The organism is Sphingosinicella ginsenosidimutans, assembly GCF_007995055.1.
GTDB lineage: Bacteria > Pseudomonadota > Alphaproteobacteria > Sphingomonadales > Sphingomonadaceae > Allosphingosinicella > Allosphingosinicella ginsenosidimutans.
Genome location: NZ_VOQQ01000001.1, coordinates 1,783,455 through 1,806,019 on the forward strand (window position 1 = coordinate 1,783,455; position 22,565 = coordinate 1,806,019).

The 22,565-nt window shown below is 70.2% G+C and carries 25 protein-coding genes; 1 reads left to right on the top strand and 24 read right to left on the bottom strand.

Annotated features, from left to right (window positions below; translation table 11 throughout):
• Positions 1 to 22: 22 nt before the first annotated feature.
• The 16 genes from flhB to FRZ32_RS09080 are packed head-to-tail and all read right to left on the bottom strand — an operon-like array spanning position 23 to position 13,325.
• The gene (gene flhB / locus FRZ32_RS09005) at positions 23 to 1,156 is read right to left on the bottom strand and encodes a flagellar type III secretion system protein FlhB (protein WP_147043193.1); all 1,134 of its coding nucleotides are present in this window, start codon (positions 1,154 to 1,156) and stop codon (positions 23 to 25) included.
• Positions 1,149 to 1,934, bottom strand: a complete 786-nt coding sequence (fliR, locus tag FRZ32_RS09010) for a flagellar biosynthetic protein FliR (RefSeq protein WP_147043194.1) — start codon at positions 1,932 to 1,934, stop codon at positions 1,149 to 1,151. The genes flhB and fliR overlap by 8 nt, the downstream gene beginning before the upstream one ends.
• Positions 1,931 to 2,203 carry a flagellar biosynthesis protein FliQ gene (fliQ, locus tag FRZ32_RS09015; RefSeq protein WP_147043195.1) on the bottom strand — a complete coding sequence of 91 codons (273 nt, stop codon included), beginning with the start codon at positions 2,201 to 2,203 and terminating at the stop codon, positions 1,931 to 1,933. The genes fliR and fliQ overlap by 4 nt, the downstream gene beginning before the upstream one ends.
• Positions 2,204 to 2,207: 4 nt before the next feature.
• Positions 2,208 to 3,050 carry a flagellar type III secretion system pore protein FliP gene (fliP, locus tag FRZ32_RS09020; RefSeq protein ID WP_243445240.1) on the bottom strand — a complete coding sequence of 281 codons (843 nt, stop codon included), beginning with the start codon at positions 3,048 to 3,050 and terminating at the stop codon, positions 2,208 to 2,210.
• The gene (locus FRZ32_RS09025; protein WP_147043196.1) at positions 3,043 to 3,315 is read right to left on the bottom strand and encodes a flagellar biosynthetic protein FliO; all 273 of its coding nucleotides are present in this window, start codon (positions 3,313 to 3,315) and stop codon (positions 3,043 to 3,045) included. The genes fliP and FRZ32_RS09025 overlap by 8 nt, the downstream gene beginning before the upstream one ends.
• Positions 3,312 to 3,623, bottom strand: coding sequence for a flagellar motor switch protein FliN (gene fliN, locus FRZ32_RS09030; protein ID WP_243445346.1), 312 nt, complete (start codon positions 3,621 to 3,623; stop codon positions 3,312 to 3,314). Before fliN ends, FRZ32_RS09025 begins: the two co-directional genes overlap by 4 nt.
• Before the next feature lie 14 nt (positions 3,624 to 3,637).
• The gene (locus FRZ32_RS09035) at positions 3,638 to 4,606 is read right to left on the bottom strand and encodes a flagellar motor switch protein FliM (RefSeq protein ID WP_147043197.1); all 969 of its coding nucleotides are present in this window, start codon (positions 4,604 to 4,606) and stop codon (positions 3,638 to 3,640) included.
• Complete coding sequence (locus tag FRZ32_RS09040; protein WP_147043198.1) at positions 4,603 to 5,193, bottom strand: flagellar basal body-associated FliL family protein; 591 nt, start codon at positions 5,191 to 5,193, stop codon at positions 4,603 to 4,605. Before FRZ32_RS09040 ends, FRZ32_RS09035 begins: the two co-directional genes overlap by 4 nt.
• 11 nt (positions 5,194 to 5,204) lie before the next feature.
• Positions 5,205 to 6,599 (bottom strand): flagellar hook-length control protein FliK, encoded by a 1,395-nt coding sequence (locus tag FRZ32_RS09045; RefSeq protein WP_147043199.1) that lies wholly within the window; start codon positions 6,597 to 6,599, stop codon positions 5,205 to 5,207.
• Positions 6,599 to 7,027, bottom strand: a complete 429-nt coding sequence (locus FRZ32_RS09050; protein ID WP_147043200.1) for a hypothetical protein — start codon at positions 7,025 to 7,027, stop codon at positions 6,599 to 6,601. The genes FRZ32_RS09045 and FRZ32_RS09050 overlap by 1 nt, the downstream gene beginning before the upstream one ends.
• On the bottom strand, positions 7,024 to 8,349 hold the full coding sequence (locus FRZ32_RS09055) for a FliI/YscN family ATPase (protein ID WP_147043201.1): 1,326 nt from the start codon (positions 8,347 to 8,349) through the stop codon (positions 7,024 to 7,026). The genes FRZ32_RS09050 and FRZ32_RS09055 overlap by 4 nt, the downstream gene beginning before the upstream one ends.
• Complete coding sequence (locus tag FRZ32_RS09060) at positions 8,346 to 8,969, bottom strand: FliH/SctL family protein (protein ID WP_147043202.1); 624 nt, start codon at positions 8,967 to 8,969, stop codon at positions 8,346 to 8,348. The genes FRZ32_RS09055 and FRZ32_RS09060 overlap by 4 nt, the downstream gene beginning before the upstream one ends.
• On the bottom strand, positions 8,962 to 10,002 hold the full coding sequence (fliG, locus tag FRZ32_RS09065; protein ID WP_147043203.1) for a flagellar motor switch protein FliG: 1,041 nt from the start codon (positions 10,000 to 10,002) through the stop codon (positions 8,962 to 8,964). Before fliG ends, FRZ32_RS09060 begins: the two co-directional genes overlap by 8 nt.
• Before the next feature lie 5 nt (positions 10,003 to 10,007).
• Entirely contained in the window at positions 10,008 to 11,732 is a 1,725-nt protein-coding gene (fliF, locus tag FRZ32_RS09070) for a flagellar basal-body MS-ring/collar protein FliF (protein ID WP_147043204.1), read from the bottom strand.
• A gap of 1 nt (position 11,733) precedes the next feature.
• A complete protein-coding gene (fliE, locus tag FRZ32_RS09075) occupies positions 11,734 to 12,093 on the bottom strand; it encodes a flagellar hook-basal body complex protein FliE (RefSeq protein WP_147043205.1) in 360 nt (119 codons plus the stop codon).
• Positions 12,094 to 12,104: 11 nt separating this feature from the next.
• Complete coding sequence (locus tag FRZ32_RS09080; protein ID WP_147043206.1) at positions 12,105 to 13,325, bottom strand: sigma-54 interaction domain-containing protein; 1,221 nt, start codon at positions 13,323 to 13,325, stop codon at positions 12,105 to 12,107.
• A 251-nt stretch (positions 13,326 to 13,576) separates the two neighbouring features.
• Here FRZ32_RS09080 and FRZ32_RS09085 point away from each other — a divergent pair, with 251 nt between their 5' ends.
• A complete protein-coding gene (locus FRZ32_RS09085) occupies positions 13,577 to 14,386 on the top strand; it encodes a flagellin N-terminal helical domain-containing protein (protein ID WP_147043207.1) in 810 nt (269 codons plus the stop codon).
• 71 nt (positions 14,387 to 14,457) lie between these two features.
• Here the strand turns inward: FRZ32_RS09085 and FRZ32_RS09090 are convergent, their stop codons facing one another.
• From FRZ32_RS09090 to FRZ32_RS09125, 8 genes are all read right to left on the bottom strand, one after another.
• Positions 14,458 to 16,824: an HAD family hydrolase gene (locus tag FRZ32_RS09090; protein WP_147043208.1), complete on the bottom strand. Its 2,367-nt coding sequence runs from the start codon at positions 16,822 to 16,824 to the stop codon at positions 14,458 to 14,460.
• Positions 16,821 to 17,552 carry a sigma-70 family RNA polymerase sigma factor gene (locus FRZ32_RS09095; protein WP_147043209.1) on the bottom strand — a complete coding sequence of 244 codons (732 nt, stop codon included), beginning with the start codon at positions 17,550 to 17,552 and terminating at the stop codon, positions 16,821 to 16,823. Before FRZ32_RS09095 ends, FRZ32_RS09090 begins: the two co-directional genes overlap by 4 nt.
• Complete coding sequence (locus tag FRZ32_RS09100; RefSeq protein ID WP_147043210.1) at positions 17,539 to 18,345, bottom strand: MinD/ParA family protein; 807 nt, start codon at positions 18,343 to 18,345, stop codon at positions 17,539 to 17,541. The genes FRZ32_RS09095 and FRZ32_RS09100 overlap by 14 nt, the downstream gene beginning before the upstream one ends.
• Positions 18,342 to 20,447, bottom strand: coding sequence for a flagellar biosynthesis protein FlhA (gene flhA, locus FRZ32_RS09105; protein ID WP_147043211.1), 2,106 nt, complete (start codon positions 20,445 to 20,447; stop codon positions 18,342 to 18,344). The genes FRZ32_RS09100 and flhA overlap by 4 nt, the downstream gene beginning before the upstream one ends.
• 3 nt (positions 20,448 to 20,450) lie before the next feature.
• On the bottom strand, positions 20,451 to 21,272 hold the full coding sequence (locus tag FRZ32_RS09110; RefSeq protein WP_147043212.1) for a transglycosylase SLT domain-containing protein: 822 nt from the start codon (positions 21,270 to 21,272) through the stop codon (positions 20,451 to 20,453).
• Between the two features lie 68 nt (positions 21,273 to 21,340).
• The gene (locus FRZ32_RS09115; protein WP_147043213.1) at positions 21,341 to 21,649 is read right to left on the bottom strand and encodes a hypothetical protein; all 309 of its coding nucleotides are present in this window, start codon (positions 21,647 to 21,649) and stop codon (positions 21,341 to 21,343) included.
• A complete protein-coding gene (gene flgM, locus FRZ32_RS09120; protein ID WP_147043214.1) occupies positions 21,646 to 21,924 on the bottom strand; it encodes a flagellar biosynthesis anti-sigma factor FlgM in 279 nt (92 codons plus the stop codon). The genes FRZ32_RS09115 and flgM overlap by 4 nt, the downstream gene beginning before the upstream one ends.
• A gap of 63 nt (positions 21,925 to 21,987) precedes the next feature.
• Complete coding sequence (locus FRZ32_RS09125; RefSeq protein WP_147043215.1) at positions 21,988 to 22,512, bottom strand: flagella basal body P-ring formation protein FlgA; 525 nt, start codon at positions 22,510 to 22,512, stop codon at positions 21,988 to 21,990.
• Between the last annotated feature and the right edge of the window lie 53 nt (positions 22,513 to 22,565).

The window sequence follows — 22,565 nt, forward strand, 5'->3', positions numbered from 1 at the left end:
TGAAGAAAGCTTAAACGTGGCCCTAGGCTTCGGGCCGGCCGCCGGCGTCGAACCGCGCCCCGACCGGGACTTCGACCGCCGGCTGCGGCGTGCCGGTGGCGAGCGCGGTCTCCAGGTTGAAGACGAAGGCGAGGATGGTGGCGACCGCGAGATACAGGTCCTCGCGGATCACCTGTCCGGTGCGGCTGGTGTAATAAAGCGCGCGGGTAAGCTGGGGATAGGACAGCAGCGGCACATTGTGCTCGCCGGCCAGTTCGCGGATCGCCTCGGCGGTGGCGCCGCGGCCGCGCGCGACGACGATTGGCGCCGCGTCCTCGTTCGGCCGGTAGCGCAGCGCGACCGCGAAATGGGTCGGGTTGGTGAGCACCACCGTCGCCTCGGCGATCGCGCCGCGGGCGGAGGCGCGCGCCACTTCGCGCTGGCGGCGGCGGACGGCGGCCTTGGCTTCGGGCGAGCCCTCGGTCTGCTTGTGCTCCTCCTTGATCTCGTCGCGGGTCATCCGCAGGCGCTTGATGCGCTGGAGGAACTGGGCCGGCACGTCGATCATCGCGATTCCGGCCAGCGCGAGCGCCATCACCAGCACCGCGATCATGAAGGTGAAGCCGACATTGGCGAGCGCTGGGCGGATCTCGCTCGCCGACAGGCCGATCAGCGAGCGCGACTGGCTCATCAGCAGCCAGATGCCGATCGATCCGAGCACGAGCACCTTGGCGACCGACTTGCCGAGCTCGACCAGGCCCTGCGTGCCGAAGATGCGCTTGAGCCCGGACAGCGGATTGAGCTTCGATCCCTTGAAGCCGAGCGCCGCCGGGCGGAAACCGAGCGAGCCGAGCATCGCCGGCGCGCCGATCGCCGCGGCGATGGTGATCGCGAACAGGGCGAACAGCGGCAGGACGACCGCGCCGGCGAGGCGCCAGATCACCGCGCCGGGATCGAAATCGCGCAGGTCCGCGGCGTTGAACGACAGGCCGTCGGTCAGCATGTTCTGCAGCGCCGTCACGGTCATCGGGCCAAGGAAGGCGATCCACAGCGCGCCGCCAAGGACGACAAGCGCGGTGCCGAGCTCGCGCGATTGAAGGACGTCGCCCTTTTCGGCGGCATCCTTCTTCCGTTTCGGAGTTGGTGCCTCTGTCCTTTCCTGGTCGGTATCAGCCATGGCCGAGCGCCAGTTGCCGCGATTCGTCGAGCCCGGCGCGGATCGCACCGAGCACGCTGTCGCCGATCAGCGGGGCGGCGATCGCCATCAGGACGACGCCGGCGAGGAGCGCGGCCGGGAAACCGACCGCGAACAGGTTGAGCTGCGGGGCGGAGCGCGAGAGCATGCCCATCACGATCTGGACGAGGACGATCGAAAAGCCGACCGGCAGCGCGATCGAAAGCCCGGCCGCGAACAGCGTCGACCCGAAATAGACGAGGCCGCGGATCGCCTCGGCCGAAAGCCAGGCGTCACCCGGCGGCAGCGCGCGATAGCTTTCGACGATCGAGGTCGCGAGCGCGAGATGCCCACCCACCGAGAGGAAGAGCAGGGTGCCGAAGATCGAGAGGAATTGCGACAGGACCGGGTTGGACTGGCCGTTGGTCGGATCGACCATCGCGGCATAGCCGAGGCCCATGGTATTGCCGATCAGCTCGCCGCCGACGAGCGCCGCGGAAAAGCCGATCTGGACGGCGAAGCCGATCGCCAGGCCCGCCATCACCTCGCCGGCGACGAGCATCACCCCGTCGATCGAGGCGAGGCCGTCGGCCGGCAGGTGGAACTGGGCCGCGCCGAGGCCGGGAATGCCGATCGCAAGCGCGATCACCAGCCGCAGCTGGACCGGGACGAACGGGGCGCTGAAGATCGGCGCGGCGAGAAAGGCGGCGCCCGGGCGGATCATCGCGACCATCCACAGCCACAGCGTCGCCTCGACCCCGGTGAACCCCGCCGGCATCATCGCGTGATCTCTGGGATCCGGGCGAAGACGTCCTGGGTGAAATCGGCGACCAGCATCATGATCGATCCGCCGAACAGGGCGAGGCAGATGGCGATCACGATCAGCTTGGGCACGAAGGTCAGCGTCTGCTCGTTGATCGAGGTCGCCGCCTGGATCATGCCGACGACGAGGCCGACGATCAGCGCCGGGATCAGGATCGGCGCGCAGGCCAAAGCGAGGATCCACAGCGTCTGCTGCGCCACGCCGATGAAATAATCGGGCGTGTCCATCGCCTCAGGTCCCGAACGATGCGGCGAGCGAGCCCATCGTCAGCGCCCAGCCGTCGACAAGGACGAAGAGGAGCAGCTTGAAGGGCATCGACACGATCGTCGGCGACAGCATCATCATGCCCAGCGCCATCAGGGTCGAGGAGACGACGATGTCGATGATGAGGAAGGGCAGGAAAATGAGGAAGCCGATCTCGAACGCCGTCTTCAGCTCGCTGGTCACATAGGCCGGCAGCAGGATCGAGAAGGGCACCGCCTCGCGCGAGGCGAAGCGCTGCACGCCGGCCATGTTCGCGAACAGCCTCAGATCGGTCTCGCGGGTCTGGCGGATCATGAAGCCGTGGAGCGCGGTCCCCGATCGCGACACCGCTTCCTCGATGCTGATCTGGCCGTTGCCATAGGGGGTGTAGGCCGTCGCGTTGATCTGCTCCACCACCGGCCGCATCACGAACAGCGAGAGGAACAGGGCAAGGCCGACGAGGACCTGGTTGGGCGGGGTCTGCTGGAGCCCGATCGCCTGGCGAAGGATCGACAGCACGATGATGATCCGCGTGAAGCTGGTCATCATCAGAAGGATCGACGGCAGCACCGTCAGCAGGCTCATCAGCAGCAGGATCTGCAGCGAGAGCGAGAGCGGACGGCCATTGCCGGCAATGGTGCTCATCGCCCGGTCGAGCGCGCCGGGCTGTCCGGCGGCGGCAGGCGCGGCGGCTGCGGCCGGCGCGGCTGCGGCCGGGGCGGCGGCCTGGGCATTGGCGATGCCGGGCAGTGCGACGAGGAGGATGGCGGCGATCGCGAGCAGGATCAGCGCGATCCGCATGCGCTTCGCCGGGGCGGCGGCCTCAACCATTGGCGCCGGCCTCCGCCGGGCTTTCGGAGACGAGCTGGACGCCGGCGCGGGAGACGGCGACGAGCAGATGCTTGCCGCCGAATTCGACCACCGCCAGCCGCCCGGTCGCGCCGAGCGGCAGCGCGTCGACGAGCTTCACCGCCCGCTCGCGCTGGCCGAAGCTCATGCCGCCCTGCGCCTTGCGCCACAGCCAGAGCGCGCCGAAGGCGAGCCCCGCGACCAGCGGCACGAGGACGATCAGCTTCAGGATATAGGCCGTCATCATTGGCGGCGCTCGACTCCGCCGGCCGCGGACGCCTCGGCGGCCACGACCTCGACCACGCGGATGCCGAAGCGGCCGTTCACGGTCACAACCTCGCCCTTGGCGATCAGGGTGCCGTTGGCCATGATGTCGAGCAGCTCGTGGCTCTGCCGATCGAGCTCGACGACGCTGCCTTCCGACAGCTCCATCAGCTCCGACAGCTTCAGCGCCGTGCTGCCGACCTCGACCGAGAGCCGGACCGGAATATCGGCGAGCATGCCGAAATTTCGCCTGCCCAGAACCGCCGCGTCCACGGCCTTGCCCTCGGCGATTTCCTGACCCTCCTTCACGATGCTGACCTCCTCGTTTCAATTCGTTCGACCCGGAGCGCGGCGCGCCCGTCATGTTCGCCGATGGTGCCCACCGCGATCTTGCGCCCCTCGACGAGGAGCGGGACCAGCGAGGGCAGGGTGACGGGGATCACGTCCCCGACCTGGAGCTGCATCAGCTCCGAAAAGGTGAGCTCCGGCCGCGCGAGCACGGTGCGCGCCGGGAACCTGATCTCGCCGACGGCGGCGGCGAGCCGGTCGTGCCATTCGCCCGCGGGCGGCGGCGTGTCGTCGTGCGAGCGCAGGAGCTCCTGCTCGACCGAGCGGAGCGCCGAGACCGGATAGACGATTTCGACCTGGGCTTCCTTGCCGGGCCAGGGGGTGATGGTGAAGCGCGTCACCGCCACCGGCTCGTCCGGTCGGACGAGGGCGGCGAAGGCGACATTGGTCTCGCGTGCGCGAAGGCTGGCCTTGACCGGCACGATCTCGGACCAGACCGACGACAGCGCCTCGATCAATTGCTCGGTGAGCCGCGCGAGGAGGCTTTCCTCGGTCGCGGTGAATTCGCGCGCGCGGTTCGCCGGGATGTCGCCCGTGCCGCCGTAGCGGGCGTCGACGAGGCGCGAGATCAGCGCCGGCTCGATCGCCAGCAGGATCGCGCCCTTGAGCGGCTTGAACGCATAGAGGCTGAGGCTGACGAACTCGGCCTGTTCGGCCTGCCAGTCGCCATAATTGCGGATGTAGGCGGGATCGGCGACGATTTTCGGCTTCGCGCGCGCGAACGGCTCGATCACGGCGCGAAGCTTCTTCACCATCCGCTCCCCGATCCGGTCGAGCGCGGGCAGGGCCGACATCGGCCGACCGCCGTCTCCGCCGAAGGCGAAGGCGCGCGCGCCGCCGGCGGCGGTGCCGCCGGCCGACGCGCCCGGCGCCTCGCTCATCAGGGCCGAGATTTCTTCACCGGAGAGGGTCGTCTTGTCGGTCATTGGGTAACGAAGCTCGTGAAGTACACGTCGTCGATACCGCCGAACCCTTCCCGAATGGTTAACGCGTTGTTTATCGCGTTCTTTAATTCCTCGCGCAGCGCCTCCTTGCCCTGCAGCGTGGTGACGGCCACCGGATCCTGCTGCGAAAGCACCAGCAGGATCGCCGATCGCACGGCCATGTCGTGGGTGTGGAGATTTTCGACGACATGCTCGTCATAATAGGTCGACACGCCGATCCCGACCTGCAGGAAGGCGTCGCCGCCGCGCAGGTTGGAGGTGAAATTCCCCTCCAGCGGAACATAGGTCGCCTTGAACACGCGCGGATCGACGCGGCCGTGGCGCGCCCGTTCGCGCGCGACCGCCGCGGTCGCCTCGCTGACGCCGTCGCGCACGACGAGGTGCGGCATGTTGGGATCCTCCTCCGCCGCCTCGCCGCCGCGGTGAAACGGGCCAAGGCCCATCGCGTAGAGCCCGCCGGCAAAGCCGCCGCCGCCGACCACGATCAGGCCCAGGAGCAGGACCAGGATTTTCTTCGTCTTGCCGGCCTTCTTCTTGGCCGGGGCATTGGCCTCGTTGCTGTCGCTCATCTCGATTTCCTTTATGCGTAGCGTTCGCCGCGACCGCGGCGGGATTGGCCCTCTGGCTCGACGCGGTCGGCCGCATCGGGCGCGGTTCTCACGAAGACAGGCTCCCGGGCCGCCTCGTGGCGGCGCGGGTCGCTGGACGCTTGCCCGCCGGAACCGCCGGCGAGATCGACATGGGTTTCGGCGATGCGGACGCCCTGGGCGCGCGCTTCGGCGACAAGCTTCGGCTGCGCGTCGGCGATCACGGCACGCGCCGCCTCCGTCTCGACGGTCAGGCGCACCGATGTGCCGCGCTCGCCCTGGGACAGCTCGACGCGCATCTGGCCGAGCGTCTCGGGATGGAGCTTGAATCGCATCGGGCCGTCCGCGTCGGCGCTGCTCGCGATGTCGCGGGCCAGCCGATCGAGCCACAGGCTGTCGCGGGCGAGATCGAGCTGGTGGCCCATCACCCGCTCGGCGATCGGCGCCTCCGCGCGGTTGTCGGGCCCGCCGGCCGGCCGCGCCGGATCGGGCCCACGCTCGGCGAGCGTGCCGAGGGCGGCCTGAAGCGCGGTGAACGGATTGGGCGCCGTCGGTTGCGGCGCGGCCTGCGCGGCCTGCGCGGGCTTCTCGGCCTCGGCGAGTGCCGGCGCGGCCGGGGCCGATTCGACCTTCGGCGCTGTGTCGCGCGCGTGGAGGACCGGCGCGGATGGCAGCGGCGGTGGCCCGGCCGGTTTGGGATCGGCGTCCTTGATCTTCCCGGCCTCCGCATTCGCCCTCGGCGCGATCTTTTCGGCCGTTTTGGCGGGCGGCGCGTCGCCGGACACGGCCGCCTCGATCGGCGCCTGCGTCTCGGCGGACGCGGCGGGCTCTGGTGCGGTGACGGTCGCCGGCAGCGGCGCGGCAAGGATGGGCGCCTGGGGCGCGGCCGCAATTTCCACCCGGCCCGGATGGCCGCTCGCCCTCATGGGGCGGCCGTCCACGCGCGGGGAAGCCTTGGCGTCCGGCTCGGCGGGGATATCGCTCGGCGGCGGCGGCGCGGCCGGCGTCACCTGGACGGGCGTGACGATGACCGGGGCCGCGTTCTGCGCCTCGATCAGCGGCACGAGATCGTCCGGCGCGACGCTGTCGTCGGCCCCGGATCCAGCCTTCTCGTCGGAATCGTCGGTCGGCGCCGGCGATGCATCCGCCTCGCCCGCGGTTGCGGTCGGCGTGCGGCCGCCGGCCAGCGCCTCGCGGAGCGCCGCGAGGAGCGTGGCCGCGGCGCCGGGTGCCGGCGCCTGCGCCGGCGCGTCGGCGGCCTTGGGCGCGCCGATCGCGAGCAGGGTCGCGAAGGGCGAGTTGGCGGTGCCCGCCTCGCCGTCGGCCGGTGCCTTGCCCTCGCCGGCAGGGATGCCCGCCGTGGGCCGCATGTTCGGAACCGAAGCCATCACATCGTCTCTCCATCGCTGAGGCGGGTGCGCGGGCGGCCGCTTCGCAGCGGCCGGCGCTCGGCGAGCGCCACCGCGGCGTCGATCGCTGCCTTTTGAAGTTTCTCGGCGCTCTCCTGCTCGCGCCGCGCCGAAATCCGCTCGCTCTCGCGGGCGATCGCGACGCTGCGCGCGCTGTCGATCGATCGGCCGAGGCCGATCCGCGCGGAATCGAGCCGCATCGCGAGCTCGCCGAGCTGGGCGAGGGTGGCGCCGGTGCTCGGCCCCGCGCTCGGCCTCAGCTCGCCGCGCATCCGGGCGAGCTTTTCCTGATTGCTTTCAAGCAACTGCACCTGGCCCGCCGCCTTGGCCGCGGCCGATGCGGCAAGCCCGTGCTGGATGCGCCGGACCCGCGCGATGCGCGCGCGCTGCTGGATTGCGTTCTTCATTTCATCAGCTCCTGGAGGGCGGCGACCGATTCATCGAAGCCGATCCGCTCCTTCGGGGTCTGCTTCAGGAAATCGAGCAGCTCGGGCCGGCGCACGATCGCCTCGTCGATCATCGGATCGCCGCCGGCGGCATAGGCGCCCATCAGGATGAGATCGCGATTCTCCTCGAACACCGACCACAGCCGACGAAAGCCCGCCGCCGCGGCGGCATGGGCCGGGGTCACGATGTCCGCCATGACGCGGCTCAGCGAACGGCCGACGTCGATCGCCGGATAGACCGATTGCTCGGCCAGGCTGCGCGACAGGATGATGTGGCCATCGACGATCGCGCGCGCCGCATCGACGATTGGGTCGTCCGTATCGTCGCCGTCGGCCAGCACGGTGTAGAGCGCGGTGATCGATCCGCCGGTCCGCGCATCGGCGCCGGCGCGCTCCACCAGGCGCGGGATGAGGCCGAGCGCGGAGGGCGGATAGCCCTTCACCGTCGGCGGCTCGCCGAGCGACAGGCCGATCTCGCGCTGCGCGTGCGCGACGCGGGTGAGGCTGTCGATCAGCAGCAGGACCTTGAGCCCGCGTGCGCGGAAATCCTCGGCGATGGCGGTCGCGCGCATCGCCGCGCGAAGGCGCAGCAAGGGGGCATGATCGGCCGGCACGGCGACGACGACCGACTTCGATCGGACGTCCGGCGGCAATTTGGTGGCGAGGAAATCGGAGACTTCGCGGCTGCGCTCGCCGATCAGGCCGACGACGATCACGTCGGCTTCCGCGCCGGCGATCATCTGGCCCATCAGCACCGATTTGCCGACGCCGGATCCGGCGACGATGGCGATGCGCTGGCCGACGCCGGCGGTCAGCAGGGCATTGACTGCCCGCACGCCGATATCGAACGGGGTCAGCACTCGCGCGCGATCCAGCGGATTGCCGCGGCGGCCGGCGAGCGGCCATTTGTCGGCGGCGCCGATCGGCCCCAGGCCGTCGAGCGGCTGCCCGAGCCCGTCGACGACGCGGCCGAGCAGGGCCGGGCCGACTTCGCACAGGCTGCCGCTGGCATCGGGCTCGACCCGCGCGCCATTGGCGTAGGCGGCCTCGCCGTCGAGCGCCATCAGGAGCGTGCGCTCGCCGCGGAAGCCGACCACTTCGGCGCGCGCGACATGGCCGTCGGCGGTGGCGACCCGCGCGCCCGATCCGATCGGTCGGGACAGGCCGGTCGCCTCCAGCATCAGGCCGTCATAGGCGGCGAGCCGGCCGACCCGGCGCGGGCCGTCGGCGCCGGCATGGACCGGCTCCAGAAGATCGCGGGCCAGGGCGGCGAGCCGGCTCATTTCGGCGCCGCCATCTTGTCCAGCTCCGCGCGCAGCCGCTCCAGGCGCACGGCCGGGCCGTCCTCGATCCAGCCATGGCCGGTTTCGAGCACGACCGTGCCGCGCTGGAGCGTCGCGTCCGGGGCGATCTCGATGTCGAGCGCGGCCGGCGCGAGCAGCTCGGCGTCGTCGGGATGGACGCGCAGCTTCGATGGCTCGACATTCTCGCCGATCAGCGCGGCGGCTTCCCTCGCCCGCGCCAGCAGGGTCATCGGATCGATCTCGACCTGGCCGATCACCTCGCGCACCAGCCGGTCCACCGTCTCGGCGAGCAACAAAGCGAGCGCATTGGTCGGCTCGGGCCGAAGCACCTCGAGCGATTCGGCAAGCCGCGCCATCGCGTCGCGCTCGGCCGCATATTCGAGCCCGGCGACCCGGCGGCCCTCGGCGATACCGAGCTCATAGGGATCGGCCGGGGTGTGGACCGGCTCGGGCTCGGCGGCAAAGCCGCCCGGCTCGAAATCGTTGGTCGGCCCGGGCGCGGCGTCGCGCGGCCGGAACGCGCTTTCGCTCCGGCTGAGGACGAAGCCGCCGACGCTCGCCGCGGCACTGGTGGTTCCGCCGCGCAGGACCCTAGACATAATCTTCCCCGCGTCCGGCGAGCATGATCGTCCCGGCGTCGGCGAGGCGGCGCGCCATCGCGAGCACTTCCTTCTGCGCGTCCTGGACCTCGGCGAGGCGCATCGGGCCGCGCGCCTCCATCTCGTCCTTGATCGAATCGGCGGCGCGGCTCGACATGCAGCCGAACATCTTGTCCTTGAGCCGCTCGTCGGCGCCCTTGAGCGCAACGATCAGCACCTCGTTGTCGACATTCCGCAGCAGGATGCCGAGATTCTTCTCGTCGAGGTCCATGAGGTCCTCGAAGATGAACATCTCGTCCTCGATCCGCTGGGCAAGGTTCTTGTCGATCTTGCCGAGCGTGCGGATGATCCGCTGCTCCTGGCCGGAGCGCATGTTGTTCATGATCTTGGCCGCCTCGCTCGCGCCGCCGCGCGTCGGCGCGGAGGAGGAGAAGGAGACGCGGCCCACCTCGCGGACCAGGATCCGCTCGAGCTCCTCGAGCGCTTCCGGCGTCACCGATTCGAGCCGCGCGACGCGATAGATCACGTCGGGCTGCATCTCGCTCGGCAGCAGCTGGAGCACGTCGGCCGCGATCGGCGGCTCGAGATGGGCGACCACCAGCGCCGCGATCTGCGGATGCTCCTGCTCGATCAGCGCCGCGATCGTCTTCGCGTCCATCCAGCGCAGCGCCTCGAGCGCGCGGCTGCGGGTCGGCGGGGTGATGCGGGCAAGGACGTTGCCGGCGCGCTCGGCCCCGAGCGCATGTTCCATGACGGCGCGGATGCGCGGGGCGGCGCCGAAGCCGATCGTGGTGCGCGCGCGGGTCTTTTCGAGGAAGGTGTGGAACACCGATTCGACCTGGTCCTCGGTCACGTCGGCGACGCCGAACATGGCCGATCCCAGATGCTGCACCTCATAAGGTTCGAGGTGGCTCAGGATCTCGGCGGCCTCGTTGTCGCCGAGCAGCATCAGCAGGATGGCCGCCGCCTCGCTCCCGTTGGGATCGATCGGCGCGGAATTGGCGCCCAGCGCGGCGGTATCGACGGCTTCCATGTTCCTTACGCTCCCTGCTTGGTGTCGTTGCGGATGAGGTCGCGGACCACGAGCGCGGCGCGGGCCGGATCCTGGCGGACGAAACCGCGGATCAGCGCGGCGCGCGCTTCATAGTCGCGGGTCGCCTCGATCATCTCGAGCGTGACCTTCATGTCGTTTTCGGTGCGCGTGCGCTCGGCCAGCGCGCCGGCGATCTGGCCGCCCATCTCGCCGCGCGCCGACTTGCTCTCCTCGGCGCGCTTGGCGAGCGCGTTGCTCGCCTTCTTGAGCATCGGCCGGCCGATCCCGAACACGACGAGCAGGGCGACCAGGATGGCGGTCGCGTTGCGGACCGCGGGCCAGACCCAGGGCGCCTCGTACCAGCTCGTCGTCGGGGTTTCGCTGGTCGCGAAGGGGCGGGCGTTCAGCGCCACCACGTCGCCGCGCGTCTGATCGAAGCCGACCGCGCCCTTCACCAGCTGCTCCAGCGCCTGCATCTCCTGCGCGCTGCGCGGCCGGCCGGTGTCGGGATTGCGAAGCGCGATCGCGACGGTGAGGCGCTTCAGCACGCCGGTCTGCTGGCGGGTCACGGAAACCTCGCGGCCGACCGCGAAGTCGCGGTTGACGTTCTCGGTCGTGCGGCCGCCGCCGGCCGCCGGGGCGGGCGCGCCGGCCGGGGTCGGGGTCACCGCGCCGCCGGGCGCCGCCGCGACCTGCGAGGCGGGCGGCGGGGTGTTGGAGAGCGCGCCGGGGATGCCGCCGACCGCGCTTGCGCCGGAGGTGTCGCTGGTCCGCTGGGTCTGCTCGCTGGTGACCGCGCTCGCATTGGCCGGGAAGCCCTCGCGGGTCGACTGCACCTCGGAGAAGTCCATCTCCGCATGGACCTCGGCGGTGAAATTGCCGGCGCCGAGCATCGGCGTCAGCAGGTTTGCGATCGTCTGGCGATAACGATCCTCCACCTGCGCCTGGACGGAAAGCTGCTGCTCGCTCGCCTGGGTGGCGCCGGTGCCGCCGGTGCGCGAGAGGAGCTGGCCGTTCTGGTCGACCACGGACACGTTGTCGGGCGAAAGCCCCGGCACCGAAGAGGCGACGAGATGGACGATCGCCTGCACCTGCGCGTCGGACAGCGAACGGCCGCCCTTCAGCGTCAGCATGACGGAGGCGGAAGGCTGGGCGGCGTCGCGAACGAACACGCTCGGCGCTTCCACCGCGAGATGGACCCGGGCCGACTGGACGGCGTCGATCGCCTCGATCGTGCGGGCGAGATCGAGCTCGCGCGAGGAACGGATGCGCTCGCCCTCGACGGCGCGGCTGGCGCCCATCGGCATGTTGTTCAGCGTATCCTCGCCGCTCGGCCCGCTGCGCGGCAGGCCCTGGCCGGCGAGCAGCATCCGCGCCTGGTAATATTGATCCTCCGGAACGTCGATCGCGCCGGTTGTGCGGTCGATCGTATAGGGGATGTTGGCGGTGCGAAGCGCCTCGACCACCGGCGCCTTTTCCTCGTCGGCAAGGCCGGGGAAGAGCGGGCGGCTGGGCGCCGCGCTCAACATGCTCCAGATCAGGAAGCCGATCGCGAGAAGGGCGACGAAGCCGACGGCCGGCAGGCTCTTGGCCACCGCCGGCTGCGCGATGAAGTTGCGCGCGTTCTGGATGATGCCGTTGGCGCTGAAGCCATTGCCGGCGGGCGCCGCCGCCGGCGCGGGCCGCGCGGCGGGCATCGAAAGATCGGGGGTGGTTGCAAGGTCGCTCATATCACACCGGCATGTTCATGATGTCTTTGTAGGCGGTCAGGAGATGGTTCCTGACCTGCAGCGTCGCTTCGAACCCGAGCGACGCGCGCTGGCGGGCGAGCATCACCGCGGCGATGTCCGTGGTCTCGCCGCGCTCGTAGGATTCGCTCATCGCGTTCGCGCGCGCATCGGCCTCGTTCACCCGGGCGAGCGCGCCGCGCAGCGCCGAGGCGAAGTCGCCGGGCTGGACGGCGCCAGCGCCGCCGGGCGCTCCCGGCGCCGGATTGACGGCGTCCGATCCCGCGGCGCGCTGGAGGGCGCTGTTGCGCTCCAGGATCTGCGCCCGCATGGCCATGAGCCGGCTTGCGTCGATGCCCTGCATCTTTCTTTCTCCTAGGCGGCCGCGGCGCGCATTTCGGCGAGCCGGTAGCGAAGCGTTCGTTCACTGATGCCGAGCCGTTCGGCGGCGCGGCTGCGATGGCCGCCGGTTTCGGCGAGCGCCTCGCGGATCATTTCGGCCTCGGCGGACCGGGCGACCTCGGCGAGCGGGCGCACGCCGGCTTCGGCCGGGGCGCAGCGCACCGGATCGATGGCGAGCGCTTCGGCCTCGATGCGATCCCCGGTGCCGAGCAGCAGCGCGCGCTGGATCACATTGTCGAGCTCGCGCGCATTGCCGGGCCAGCTGTGGCGCATCAGAAGATCGAGCGCCTCGACGGTCGGGAACCTGAACGGGGCGGTCGGGCGGTAATGGCGCAGCAGCAGCGCCGCCGCGATCGCGCGCACGTCGAGCCGGCGCTGGCGCAGCGGCGCGAGCGCGACGGGGACGACGTTCAGCCGCCAGTAGAGATCGGCGCGGAAGCGGCCCCCGGCGACTTCGCCGGCAAGATCGCGATTGGCGCAGGCGACGACCCGGACGTCGACGCTCTCGGCCTTGATCGCGCCGACCGGAAGCACCTCGCGCTCCTGAAGCGCGCGCAGCAGCTTGGCCTGGAGGGCAAGCGGCAGATCGGCGATTTCGTCGAGCAGCAGGGTGCCGCCATTGGCGGCGCGGAACAGGCCCTCGCCGTCCTGGCCGGCGCCGGTGAAGCTGCCCTTGCGATGACCGAAGAGGATCGCCTCGAGCATCGTTTCGGGAAGCGCGGCGCAGTTGACCGCGACGAACGGGCCGGCGGCGCGCGGCGAACAGGCGTGGATCGCGCGCGCGATCCCTTCCTTGCCGGTGCCGGTCTCGCCGAGGATCAGGACGGAGGCGTCGCTTGCGGCGATCCGGCGGACGAACTCCATCAGCCGCGCGCTTTCGGGCTCGCCGCAGGCCGGAAGGCCGGAGGTCCGGACCAGCTCGGCGACCAGCGCATTGCCGAACGCCATGTCGTCATAGCCGAAGCGGATCAGCGTCGGCGCGTCCTCGGCGAGGATCAGCGTCGGATCGGCCTCGGCGAAGTCGACCAGGAGATCGCGGGGCGCGGCCATTCCGGCTTCGCGCGCGGCATAGATGGCGGGGGACGGCGCGGGCGCTTCGCCCGCGTCGAACAAGGTCGGCGCGAGGCCGGCCCCGCTCAGCCAGGTGGCGAGCGCCGGATTGTCCTGTGCGGCTGCCCTGCTCAAAGCGATCATTCGTGCAAACCCCCGAATTCGGTCGCCTGAAAACAAGCAAGGGGCGTGCCAGATCGGCGGCAGACTTTTGCCGCTCTCGCGAGGCTGGGGGCAGGGGGGTTCGGGCGTCGGATCGCCGCCGGTCGCGGCGTCGGAAAACCGACGCGCCAAAAAAGCCGATTAAAGCCCCGTCGGGACCGGCCGTTAATGCTTCACGTGGCAGTCAGGGATCGACCCGGCCGCCCATGATGAGAGTGGGAAAGGAACCCAAGATGACTGTGATCAACACCAACACGTCTGCGCTTCGCGCGCAGAATGCCGGCCGGGTCGCGAACATGGCCCTGTCGCAGGCGATGGAGCGTCTGTCCACGGGCAAGCGCATCAACTCCGCGAAGGACGATGCGGCCGGCCTCGCCATTGCGAGCTCGATGACCTCGCAGATCCGCGGCATGAACCAGGCGATCCGCAATGCCAATGACGGCATCTCGTTCGCCCAGACCGCCGACGGCGCGCTCAACGAAGTCACCAACATGCTCCAGCGTATCCGCGAGCTTGCGGTGCAGAGCGCCAGCGGCACCTACTCCGACGACGACCGCGCCAACCTGCAGGCCGAAGTCGAGCAGCTCGGCGCCCAGATCGACGACATCGTCGCGAACACCAAGTTCAACGGCGTCGCCGTGTTCGGTTCGAGCGACGTGACCGTCAACATTCAGACGGGCTCGGGTTCTTCGGACCAGACCGCGCTGACCGTCACCGGTTTCGACGTTTCGGACGCGACGGCTTCGGACGTCGGCACCGCTTCGGGCGCCAGCACGGCGATGGACGACGTCGATGACGCCCTGAAGGCGGTCGCCACGACCCGCGCCTCGCTCGGCGCCGGCCAGAGCCGCCTCGAGTCGATCGTCAACAACCTCAACAACAATGTCGCCAACCTGTCCGATGCGCGGTCGCGGATCGAGGATGCCGATTTCTCGGCCGAATCGACCAACCTCGCCAAGGCGCAGATCCTGAGCCAGGCGTCGACCGCGATGCTGGCCCAGGCCAATCAGAGCCAGTCGGGCGTGCTCAACCTGCTTCGCTAAGAATAAGCAAAGCCAGCGAAGCGAGGCCCCGGTGCGGATATCCGCACCGGGGCTTCTTTTTTGGTGGGGCATCACGCGGCCTTCTTGAGCGCGGCGCGATCCTTGAGGACGAGCGGCCGGAAGGCGATGGCGAGGAGATAGGGCGTCGCCCCCACATTCTGCGGCGGCGGCGCGAGCAGCAGCGCCTCGGGACCGCAGCGGAAGAGACCGGGCCCTTCCTCGTTCATCCCTTCGCGCACCGGCTGGGCCGGGATCGGCGCGACCGCGATCTCGCGTGAACGTGGCCCGAAGGCCGCGACCGGATGGAAAGCGCATTCGTCGATCTGGACCCAGTCGCAGACCGCGCCGAAATTGATCCCGACCGCGAACCGGCCGGCGCCGACCGGGACGGTCGCGAGATAATAGCCGTCATGCGTGGCATGGGCCTCGACCTCGATCATCGCCTGGCCGCGCGCATCGGCGAGCATCACCGGCAGCGTCAGCGCCGGGCCGCGGAAGTCCGCGTTGCGAAGGTCGAGATCGAAGCGGTTGGCGCCGAGCAGCGCGAGCGCGGTCGGCAGGCCATAAGGCTGGATCTCGCCGGACAGATACATGCGCTCGCCCTGGTGGAGATAGAAAAGCCCGCGCCGGCGCATCCCTTCCGCGGCGCGCTCGACGTCGAGCAGGCGCACGCTGTCCTTCGTGCCAAGGTTGATGTCATGCTCGAACGCTTCGAGCAGGGCGACTTCCTCGGCGCTCGGCATGAACAGCAGCCGGCCGAGCACGCCCGCCGCCATGTGCCGGCGGCAATCCGCATCGTCGGACGCCGGCGGACGTGCCATGCCCGCGCGTGGCTGGCGGGCGAAGGCGATGCAGGCCTCCTGGATGCGATCGCGGATCGCGTTCTGCGCGCTTTTGGTGCCGCCGCCCTTGCGGATCGGATCGCCTTTCGGCCCGTAATCGACGACCGAGCCGCGCGGGCAGGTGCTGAGCTGCTCGATGACCGCGATCGGACCCGACAGCGCGTGGAGCGCGCGCAGGTCATAATGGCGCGCGTCGAGGAAGCCCTTCTTGTCGAGGCCGCTCAATATCTCTTCGCGAAGCAGCAGGTAGCGGCCGGCGACATGAAGGTCGAAGCGCTCGGCGAGCACGGGCGCGAGCTGGTTCTGCGCGGTCCCGTTATAGCCGAGGTCGACGAACAGCACGGCATCGCCGCGCTCCACGCCCGCCGCCCGGAGATGGGCGAACAGGCGGTCGGCGAAGGCGGTCGATCGCGCGACGATCTTTTCGAGCGCGGCGGGCTGGAGCGCGGCGCGGCTGAACGCCTCCTGCGACGTGCCGAGCGCGCGCGCCTCGCTGTCGGTGAGGCCGAGCTGGCGGGCGAGCACGTCGACTCGGCCATGCTTCGCCTGGGTGGCGAGATAGGCGCCGACCGCCGCTTCGCCGGTGAAGGTCGCGCGGCGCGCGGTGAACCGGCTGATCTCTGCGGTGGCGGCCTTCGTGCCGGTCATCGCCTCGAAGACGCGGGCGGGAAGGTGGCCGTCGCGAAGCAGGAAGACGGGCTTCACCGGCCGCCCGGTGCGCGCCGCGATCTCGGCGGCTTCGCCCTGAACCCAGGCGGCGAAGGTCTGGAAGACCGGGCCGAGCACGTCGTGGCCGAGCGTCCAGGCGGCGTCCGTCTCCTCGCGAAGCGCGATCGCCGGGCGGTGCGGCTGATAGGCGGGGACATCGGCGCGGATGCGCCCGTCGATCATCGCGGCCGCCGCCGCCTCGAGCCGCAGCCGCTGTTGCGCGAAATGGTCGAACTGGCGGAAATGCGCGGTCGCCACCCCCAGCCCGGCGGGGGCCTTCTGGTCGGCCTCGGCATTGTCGCCGACGTGGAGCACGGCCCCGGCGGGAACGCCGAGCGCGGCGAGCACCGGCTCGAAAAGGCCCGTCGCCTTGGTTTTGCCGAAGGCGGAGGAGCAGAAGATCCGGTCGATGAGGTTCGCCACCTCGTCGCCGGCCGCCGATGTGATGAGCGCGCGAAGCTGGTCTTCGGCCAGATAGGTGTCGCTGACGACGATCACCTCGAGTCCCCGCGCCTTCGCCGCGCGGATCAGCGCGACGACGGGTGCGAAGGCGAAGGCGTGGCGCGCCTCGGCGGCCAGCTCGGCCGCGATCGCCGCCGCGCGCTCGGCATCGCAGGCCGATGGCATCAGCGTTCGGTAGATATGGTCGATCGTGACCTCAGCCCGCTCCTCGGCGAGCCAGGCGGTCTTGCGCGCCTTGCTTTCGGCGCGGGTGCGGACCCAGCCGCCACCGCCGGCGATCGGCAGATCGGCGAAGATGTCGTGCGGCGCCTCGACGTTGCGCCAGATCAGCGTGTCGAAACAGTCGAGCGACAGCACCCGGATCCCATCGGGCGCGCGATCCAGCAGATTCGGCAGCTCGGCGGCGGTGACCTTCACCTGCATCATTCGTCCCATCCGGAAAGGGCGCCGCGCAGCTTGTCGAGCGCGGCTTTCTTGATCTGGCAGATCCGCGCCGCGCCGACGCCGAGCGTCTGGCCGATCTCGTCGAGGTTCATCTCCTCGACGAAATAGAGCTGCAGCACCATCGCGTCGCGCTCGGGAAGCTGGCGGATGCCGTTGGCGATCGCCTGCTTCAGCCGCTCTCGGTCGATGCGGTCGTCGGCCCGCTCCTCGACATCGGCGAACCACATGGAATGATCGGAATAGACCTCGTCGATCGATTCCTGGTGGACGGCCTGGCTGTCGTCGACGAGCGCGCGATAATCGGCGGCGTCGAGCCCCATTTCGGCAGCCATCTCGTCCTCGGTCGGCGCGCGGCCGAACCGGCCCTCCAGCCGGTGGCGAACGTCGGCAAGCTCGCGCCGCCGCGCCATCGCCGATCGACAGATGAGCGCATGGCGGCGCAGATGATCGATCATCGCGCCGCGGATCCGCAGCGTCGCATAGGTCGCGAAGGCGTGGCCGCGATCCTCGAATCCCTTGGCGGCCTCGACCAGCGCGACCATGCCGATCTGGACGAGATCCTCGATCTCGATCGCGGAGGCGACTCGGCCGTGCACGTGCCAGGCGATCTTGCGGACCAGCGCCATGTGGGCGCGGACCAGCGCATCCGGCGACTGCGCCGGCCGGCGGCCGTAGAGCGGCCCGGGGTCGATGGCGTTAGCAAGCGCCATGCATCGCCTCCATCGTCGCCCGCACGGCGACCGGCGCGGCGGGCGCGATCCGCGCCGCGACGCGGGTCATCGCCTTGCTGGCGCGCGCGCTGGGGAACAGCTCCATGCAGCAGCGCTTGCGGCGCACGGCCTCGCGCACATAGGGATCCTCGGGGATCGACCCGGCATGATCGAGCCGGACGTCCAGGAAGCGCGTGATCACGCTCTCGAAATGGTCGAAGAGGGCGCGGCCGGCCTGATCGCTTTCGACGAGGTTGGTGACGACCGTGAAGTCGGAGACGCCCTGGCCGACGGCGAGCGCCTTGACCAGCGCATAGGCATCCATGAACGCCGTCGGCTCGGGCGCGAGCACGATCAGCGCGCGATCCGCCGCGGCGACCAGCGCCATGCTTTCCGCGCCGATGCCGGCGCCGGTATCGACGATGACATGGTCGTAATCGCCCGCCTCGGTCTCGAGCGCTTTCAGCAGGCGAACGCGCTCGGCCTGTGACAGCGTCGATCCGATGCCGATGCCGCTATGGCCGGCCGCGAGCCCGATGCCGCACGGCCCGGGCACGATGATGTCGGCCAGCTCGCAATGGCGGGCGAGCAGATCGGCAAGGGTCATGCTCGGGTTGAGGCCGAGCAGGATGCCGGCATTGGCGACCCCCATGTCGCAATCGACGAGAAGGGTCCGCGCGCCGGACTTGGCGAGCGCCACCGCGAGGTTGACGGCGACATTGGTCTTGCCGACACCGCCCTTGCCGCTCGTCACCGCGAACATGCGGGCCTTGCCGTTCATCGTCTCGCTCACGCGGGAACCTCCGTTTCAAGCATTGGATGCTGGTTCTCGCCACCGACGACGGCGACGACCTCGACGGGCTTGCCGTCGGGGATTTCAAGGAAGGACAGGACCGGCACGTCCGGCAGGTGCGGGCTCAGCAGCCGCGCCAGCGCCCGCCGGACGATCGGCGAGGTGACGACGGCGAAGCGCCGCCCTTCGCGGAGCAGCGGGCCGGCGACGCCGCCGACCGCCTGGACGATCTTCTGGGCAAGGCCGGGCTCGATCGGATGGACCGCGTCGCGGCCCGTGCGGACGGCCTGGTTGAGCAGGCCTTCGAGACTGCCGTCGAGCGTGACCACCGGCAGCGGCATCTTCACCGGCACGATCGTCTGGACGATGAGCGCGCCGATCCGCTGGCGGACGGCCTCGACGAGCTGGACCGGATCGGTCTCCTCGCGCGCCGCCTCGACCATCGCCTCGGCGATGCGGCGGAAATCCTTGAGCGGCACGCCCTCGCTCAGCAGTGCGCGGCACAGGCCGGCGATGGCGGCGAGCGGCAGCGGCTGCGGCGTCAGGTTGGCGACGAGCTGGGGCGCGCTGTCCTTCAGCGCGTCGAGCAGCTTCTGCGCCTCGTCCATGCCGAACAGGTCGGCGGCGGCGGTCTGGATGATCTGGTTGAGATGGGTCGCCGCGACGGTTGCCGGATCGACCACCGTATAGCCGGCGACCACCGCCTCCGCGCGCTGCGATGGCGGGATCCACACCGCGTCGAGCCCGAAGGTCGGATCCTTGACCTGTCGGCCCTGGATCTTGTCGAGCAGGTCGCCGCTGTCGAGCGCGAGCAGGTCTTCCGGCCAGATCTCGTCCTCGCCGACCACGACGCCCGCGACCGAGATGCGATAGGTGTTGGGGCCGAGGCTGAGCTCGTCGCGCACCCGGACGATCGGCACGACGAAGCCGAGCTCGCGCGAAAGCTGGCGGCGGATGCCCGTGATCCGCGCCATGAGCGGGGCGCCCTTGCGCTCGTCGACCAGGCCGATCAGGCCGAAGCCGAGTTCGAGGCAGAGCGCGGCATCGTCGCTGACCTCGTCCCAGCCGATGAGGTGCGGCGCCGGCGGCGCGGGCGGGGCTTCGACCACCATCGCCCTGGCGTCGGCCGCCTTCTTGAGCTTCCACGCGATCGTCCCGGCGACGGCCGCCGCCGGCAGGATCACGAAATGCGGCATGCCGGGCAGGACGCCGAGAATGGCGAGGATCGCCGCCACCGGGGTCCAGGCCTTGGCCGATCCGAACTGGCTGGTGATCTGGCCCGAAAGATCGAATGGCGAGGAAACGCGGGTGACGATCGCCGCCGCCGCGATCGAGAGCAGCAGCGCCGGCACCTGCGCGACCAGCGCGTCGCCGATCGCGAGCAGGACATAGGTCGAGGCCGCATCCTTCAGCGACAGCGAATGGCTCACCGTGCCGAGGATCAGCCCGCCGATGATGTTGACCATCAGGATCAGCACGCCGGCGATCGCGTCGCCCTTCACGAACTTGGAGGCGCCGTCCATCGATCCGTAGAAATCGGCCTCGGTGGCGACTTCCTGGCGGCGGAACTTGGCTTCTTCGGGGGTCAGCAGGCCGGCATTGAGATCGGCGTCGATCGCCATCTGCTTGCCCGGCATGGCATCGAGGGTGAAGCGCGCCGAGACTTCCGACACGCGGCCGGCGCCCTTGGTGATGACCACCAGGTTGATGATCATCAGGATCATGAAGACGAAGATGCCGACGGCATAATCGCCGCCGATCAGGAAATTGCCGAACGCCTCGATCACATGGCCGGCCGCGTTCGTGCCGGTATGGCCGTTGACCAGGACGACGCGGGCCGATGCGACGTTGAGCGCGAGGCGAAGCAGCGTCGTGAACAGCAGCACCGTCGGAAAGGACGAGAAATCGAGCGGGCGGGCGACGTTCAGCGCCACCATCAGCACCGCAAGGCTGACCATGATGTTGGTGATGAAGCCGACGTCGAGCAGCGCCGCCGGCACCGGCACGACCATCAGCATGACGAGCAGCAGGATCGCGACCGGCAGGATCGCGCCCTTGCCGGCGTTCAGCCACACGCGCCTGTTCAGGGCCATCTGGCTCATCGCTTAACCCCCGATCCCGGCGAGCATGAGATAGGCGAGCCGCGCATATTCGGGCGAAGGGCCGCCGAAGGGCCGCGTCGGATCGGTGCCGAGCCCGGTCGGATCATTGGGGTCGATCCCCAGCGCCGCCATCCGCATCGCCGCCGATTGCGGCGCGGCGGCCTGGGCATAGCGCACCTGCGGCATCGTGCTGCTGCCGCCGCCGATCCGCTCGGCGAAATGCTGGCGGATCTCGGCGAAGCTGCGGGCGCTGCCGTCGCGATTGTAGAAGACCGCGCGATTGGCGCGGGCGGCGGCGGGAAGGAGCGCGGCGGCGGCCGCGTCCGGGTTGGAATCGTGCGCGCGCAGGAAGCGGGTCGCCCCGGCGGCGCCGAGGAAATGGGCGAGGTAGAGATCGACCGGCTCGGCGGCGCGGCCGAGCCGCTGCTCGATATAATCCTTGTTGTCCGACGCATATTCGCCGGCCATGGCGGAAGCGGCCTCGGGCTCGCGCCTGAGATCGAGGATCGCCTGGCGCAGCTGCGGGTCGGAAACGTAGAAATGGCCGTTATGGCCCTGGCGGATCGCGTCGGCCGCCCAGCCGAGGCCGTGCTCGGCGCCGTGGCGCTTCACCGTGCCGAGCCAGGTCTGCTCGATGAACTGGAACAATCCGGTCGCGCTCGACGTGCGGGCGCGCGCATTCGGATTGAAGCCGCTCTCCATCCGCGCCTGATTGAGCAGGTAGGAGAAATCGACGCCGGTGCGCGACGCGGCGAGCTGGATCGCGCTGTTGATCCGGCCCCGCAGGGAGCCTTCGGCAACAGCGCTGTTCGTCGTCGGAATCATGACGCCCCTTTCCATTCAGGGGCATCTCAGCAAATGGCGTGCCAGTTGGCCGCCGCGCGGCGCTTTCGTCAGCGCGCGCCGGCGCGGTAGGTGCCTGGACGGGCGTGGCCGCGCGCCTCGGCGATGCGATCGATCCGCCGGGCGATTCCGTCCGTCAGGAAATTGACGCGGGCCTGGGCGGCGCTGGCCTGGGCCGCGAGCGCGGCGAGCCGGGGCCGGTGGTCGGCATGGGGCGCGGGGGCCTCGGCGCGCAGCGCCTCGACGGCCGCGCGCAAGGCTTCGGCGGCCGCTTCGACGGCCGCCGCGGTGCCGCCGTCGAGGGCGCGGATCATCGCGTCCTGGCAGGCGGCGAGTCGATCGAAGCCAGTCTGGCTCATGCCTCTCGGCGCGGCAGATCGAGCGCGATCATTCGCTCGGCGATCTTGTCGGCATCGACCGGATAGCGGCCGTCGGCGATGGCGGCGCGGATCTCCGCCACCTTGGCCTCGTCGATCGGCGGGCCTTCGGCGACCAGGCTCATGATGGAGCTCTGGACGGCGCCGCCGCCGCGGGTGGTCGCGCCGCCGGTGGAGGTGGTGGCGCTCGTCGCCTCGACGCTGCCACGCGCGGCGCCGATCCGGCCGGGTCCGGTCTTGCCCACTCCCTCGATCATCTCGTTCCCTTTCGCGAGGGCCGAAATACCCTCTCCGGAACCTGATAACGGCCGCGTTAGCATTTAATTAAATCCGGGAAGGGCGATCCGCCCGTCGGGCAGGACTTCGCCGATAAGCGGGGCCGCGCGCTGTTCCATCCGGACGCGGATTCGATCGCCGGCGGCGCCGTCCTGGTCGGCGGTGCCGATCGCGCTGACGGTGAAGCTCGCGCTGCGGGCGACGACGGTGACCTGGTCGCCGCGGCGGATGATCGGCGCGGCGCGAACCGGTGCCGAGGCGGGCGTCGCGTGCGGCGCCTGCGTCGATGCGTCGGCGACCAGCGGCACCCGGATCCGCCAGCCACGCGAGGCGCAGCGCACCGCGACCGCGCCCATTGCGGGGGCGTCGACGGTGACGGGCTCGGGGCAGGGCGCGAGCCGCAGCCGGCGGTCGATCGGCTGCCGGGCGCCGCCAGGCTGGCCGATCGCGGCGCCGAGGGAGGCAGCGACCTGCACGTCGAGATTGTCCAGATTCTCGAAGCCCTGTGCCCCGGCCGCCGCGGGAATCGCGGCCGCCAGCAGGGCGAGGCGTCGGAAAATTGGCGTCATTGCATGCACTCCAGCCATTTCGGCGGAGTCCAAGCAATGGCCGTGCCAAGCCG